The organism is Actinomyces sp. 565, assembly GCF_010365615.1.
Lineage (GTDB): Bacteria > Actinomycetota > Actinomycetes > Actinomycetales > Actinomycetaceae > Actinomyces.
This window is the reverse complement of the sequence record NZ_PIZD01000059.1, coordinates 10144-12963: the sequence shown is the minus strand read 5'-3', so window position 1 is coordinate 12963 and position 2820 is coordinate 10144. Positions and strand designations below refer to the sequence as shown.

At 71.7% G+C, this 2820-nt stretch carries 2 protein-coding genes; both read left to right on the top strand.

Going from position 1 to position 2820, the window contains the following annotated elements; all coding sequences use genetic code 11:
• The coding region (locus tag GZ997_RS09565; protein ID WP_162679722.1) for an ABC transporter ATP-binding protein at nucleotides 1–1033 on the top strand (1033 nt) is incomplete at its 5' end.
• Complete coding sequence (locus GZ997_RS09560) at nucleotides 1030–2805, top strand: ABC transporter ATP-binding protein (RefSeq protein WP_162679721.1); 1776 nt, start codon at nucleotides 1030–1032, stop codon at nucleotides 2803–2805. The genes GZ997_RS09565 and GZ997_RS09560, both read left to right, overlap by 4 nt.
• Nucleotides 2806–2820: the final 15 nt, after the last annotated feature.

Sequence of the window (2820 nt, the reverse complement as noted above, 5' to 3'; positions counted from 1 at the left end):
CGGCGCGGGCGCCCGCGCGGCCCTGACCGGCGCCATCACCCCCGGCCAACTGATCACCTTCTACGGCTACACCGCCTTCCTAGTGGGGCCGCTGGGCGTGATGGCCGACCTGATCCAGTTCTCCACCCGCGCCTGGGTGGGCGCCCGCAAGGTGGCCCGCATTGAGGCGGTCGAGCCACTCACCGACGACGCCGGCATCGTCCCCGGGACGCACCTGGACCCGACCGGCGACCTGACCGACCTCACCTCCGGGGTGGTGCTGCCAGGCGGGCGGATGACCGCCCTGGTGTGCGCCGACCCCGCCCGGGCCGCCTCCCTGGCCGTGCGTCTGGGCCGCGCCGACGACGCCGACGGCCCCGTCGCGCTCGGCGGCACCGATCTGCGGACGGTTCCGCTGGAGGAGGTGCGCCGCACCATCGTCTTCTCCGGCGCCCACGCCGAGGTCTTCGCCGGGACGCTAGCCGAGGAGATCCTCGGCGACGAGATCCCGCTGTCCGGTCCGCGCTCGACCGCCGACGTCATCCGCTCCGGCGCACTGGCCGGCGCCCACGGCGACGAAGGACCCGCCGCTGGAGGAGGTGCGCCGCCACTGACCCCCGCCCAGCGGGAGCGCGCCGAACATGCCCTCGACGTCGCCGCGGCGGGCGACGCCCTGGACTCCCTCGGCGGCCTGGACGGTCAACTCACCGAGAAGGCCCGCAACGTCTCCGGTGGGCAGCGTCAGCGCCTGGCCCTGGCCCGCGCCGTCGCTCGCCGTGCGCCCGTTCTGGTGCTGGTAGAGCCCACCAGCGCCCTGGACTCCCATACCGAGGATCTGGTGGCCCGGCGACTGCGCGAAGACCGCCGCGGACTCACCACCATCGTCGTCACCGCTTCTCCGCTGCTGCTGGGCCGCTGCGATGAAGTGGTGCTGCTCGACGTCGTCGCGGCGCAGGTGCGTGAAATCGCGCGCGGCACCCACCACGAGCTGAGCGCGCTGGACGCCTACCGGGCCGTCGTCGAACGCGGGGTCGAGGCGGGAGGGAGGCAATGAACCGGCGCCTGCCCGTGGCCGACGCCGTTGCCGTACGCCGTCGCGCCCTCGAGTTGATCAGGGAGCACAAGGGCGCCGTGGCCGCCGTAACCACTCTCCAGCTGTTGGCCGCCCTGGCCGCGGTGGGCATCCCGCGGGTGCTCGGAGACATGGTGGATCTGGTGGCAGGCGCCGAGGGCGCTGCGGCCGCCTCCGTGGCCGGGCGGCTGCAGGGGCTCATCGCCGTCGTCATCGCCCTGGCGATAGGAAACGCCGTCCTGACCGGCTGCGGCGAGTACCTGGCCCGCGTACTGGGGGAGCGGGTCTTCGCCGAGCTGCGTGAGCGTCTGGTCGGTTCTGCCATGCACCTGCCGCTGTCGGTGGTCGAGTCCGCCGGCACCGGTGACCTGTTGGGGCGCACCGGCCGCGACCTGGAGTCCATCCGCAACGTCGTCCAGCGGGGTGTCAGCCAGATCCTGGTGATCGTGCTGACGCTGCTTACGATCGTCGTCGCCGCAGTGATCACCTCCCCAAGGCTCAGTCCCGCCATGATCGTGCCGCTGCTGGCTGTGGTGCCGGTGTGGCACTGGTACCTGCGGCATGCGGTGCCCGCCTACCGGGCCATGAACGCCATGTGGGCCGAGGTCGACGGCGTCATCGCCGAAACCGCCGACCAGGCCGACACCGTTGACGCTCACGCGCTCGGGGCGCGCCGCAACCGCATCCTGGATCGCGCCACGATCGAGGTCTGGTCCACCGAGCAGTACACACTTTGGCTGCGCATCGTCCTGCTAACCGCGTTGGGGCTGGGGTCATTCGTGCCGGTGATCGCCGTCGTCGCCTGGGGCGCCTGGTTGGCCGGCCGTGGTGCCGTCACTCTCGGGGCCATAACCACGGTGGCGCTGTACGCCATCCAGTTGCGCACACCCGTTTCGGAGGTGACTTACTGGATCGACTCCCTGCAGTCGGCGGGTGCGGCCATGTCCCGGATCGTGGGTGTGGAATTGGTACGCCCCGACCGGGATGCCACCAGCGGGGCGGTCACGGGTCGGCCACCGCGTGCGCGCGGCGTCTCATACGCCTACCGGCCCGGACACGACGTCCTGCATGACGTCGATCTGGAGCTGATCCCGGGGGAGCGACTGGCCGTGGTCGGCCCGTCCGGCTCGGGCAAGTCCACGCTCGGCCGCATGCTCGCCGGCGTTCACCCGCCCACCCGCGGGCGGGTTACGGTGGGTGACGGTGAGGACGGCGATGGAATCGACCTGACCGCGCTCACGGAGGACGCCCTGCACCGCGAGGTGGCACTCGTGACCCAGGAGCACCACGTCTTCGCCTGCAGCCTGGCGGACAACCTGCGACTGGCGCGCACCGACGCCACCGACGCCGAGCTCAAGCGAGCACTGGAAGTAGTGGGGGCTGATGACTGGGTGGGGGGTCTGTCCGACGGCTTGGAGACCCTTGTCGGCGCCGGCGGCGCGCAGCTGACTCCTGGGCAGGCCCAACAGGTGGCACTGGCTCGCATCGTGCTGATGGACCCGGCCACACTCGTGCTGGATGAGGCCACCAGCCTGTTGGATCCGAGCGTCGCCCGATCCGCCGAGCGCTCGCTGGATGCTGTCCTGGCTGGGCGTACCGTGGTGGCAATCGCTCACCGACTGGACACGGCCGCGGCCGCCGACAGGGTGGCGGTGGTGATTGACGGGCGGATTGTGGAACTCGGTCCGCATGCGGAGTTGCTGGTGGCCGAAGGGGAGTACACCCGCCTCTGGCGCGCCTGGGCCAGCCGCTGAGCGCCGCTCACCCCA